The organism is Arthrobacter sp. SPT-J7 (assembly GCF_059089965.1).
On record NZ_JBNHFF010000409.1, the window covers coordinates 1 to 1,561 of the forward strand.

The window sequence follows — 1,561 nt, forward strand, 5'->3', positions numbered from 1 at the left end:
TTATCGGCGAGATACTCCTTGTAACTGGCTGGAAGCTCGCTCATGTTCAAAAGGATAGACCCGGGAAGGCGCGGTGGGGAGGGGTCCCCAAAGCTTGAACCGCCGAGGCGAAGGACTGCTGGAGGGAAACTCGGAGGAGCCCGTAGCGGACGGGAACGGACGCCGAAGGAGAGGGGCCGGGAAGAGCCGGAAGCCGGGACTCCCGGCAGGAGGCAGCTGGATTACGGTAGGCAGGGCGCTGACGGAAAAGCTGTCCAAGCGAAGATTGTTCAGCACGGAGTTGAAACAAGGCGTAAGACTGCGTCTTAATTCGGCGCGCAACTTGAATGCTCTTCCGGCCGCTCCTAGAGTTCTATACAAGTTACCGCGGTAACGTGTCAGCGATCCTCCGTCGGGAGGGTGTGGGTGCCCCCATGTGGGCCTGACATTTGCTCACGGACAACTTCATTCCAGGCGTAACAGTCGCGGCTGCGTCCTTGTGGAGTCCTTCCGTGTTCCCCAAACTCAATTCATTGCCGGTGTCCCGTCACAACTTCTGGCGGGGAGCCCTCAATGGCCCAAAGCCAAGGACGCAAATGTCACCACCAAGCCTTATTGACACACATCCGAATCTCTCCGACGCAGCCCCGGTGGCGCTTTCCTATGAGCTGTTCCCGCCCCGGTCGCCGGCCGCTGCGGAGACGCTGTGGACCACCATCCGCGAACTCGAAAGCACTGAACCGGACTACGTCTCTGTCACCTATGGTGCCAGCGGCTCCAACCGGGACACCGCCGTCGAACTCATCAACCGGCTCCTGCTCGAAACCACCCTCCGCCCCCTGGCCCACCTGACCTGCGTGGGCAACACGCCGGAGGAACTTGCGGGAATCATAGGTCAGCTGCTGGATACCGGAGTACGTGGGATCCTGGCACTGCGCGGTGACCGGCCGCAGGACGGCGCACCGCCCGTAGCCGGGTCCCTGCGGTATGCGCAGGACCTGATCGAGCTCATCCGCCGGGTTGAACAGCGCCGGTCGGCGTTGCTCTGCGCCGGTAAAATTGCCGTTGGTGTGGCCGCGTACCCCACCCGCCACCCGGAATCACCCAGCGAGGACCACGACGTGGAGGTGCTGCTTGCCAAGCAGCGCTCCGGCGCCGACTTCGCGATCACGCAGGTCTACTTCCGTGCCGAGCAGTACGCGGACCTCCTCACCAGGGCCCGTCGTGCCGGGGTCACCATCCCGGTCATCCCGGGCGTTATGCCGTTCACGAGCCTGCGCCGGGTGAAGCGGCTGGGCGAACTCAGCGGCGTGGAGCCGGCACCGGAGCTTGTTGCCCGTCTCGCTTCCGCAGACAGCGACGCCGAACGGCTCCGGATCGGCGTCAGCGCCACGGTGGACCTGGCCAACGCTGCCCTGCATGCAGGAGCACCGGGTATCCACCTTTACACCTTCAACGAGCACCAAAGCGCCTTGGACGTACTGGACAAGCTGGCTCTTCCGCGGCGCTCCGGTGCCGGCAGCCGGCGTGGCGCCGTGGCCCGGCCGCAGCTCGCCAGCTGAGCATCCCGCCGGCTGAAGCA

1 protein-coding gene is annotated in these 1,561 nt (G+C 64.5%); it reads left to right on the top strand.

What is annotated here, in order from left to right; all coding sequences use genetic code 11:
• Positions 1-575 precede the first annotated feature (575 nt).
• Positions 576-1,541, top strand: coding sequence for a methylenetetrahydrofolate reductase (locus AC5RWX_RS33110; RefSeq protein WP_494100398.1), 966 nt, complete (start codon positions 576-578; stop codon positions 1,539-1,541).
• Positions 1,542-1,561 lie beyond the last annotated feature (20 nt).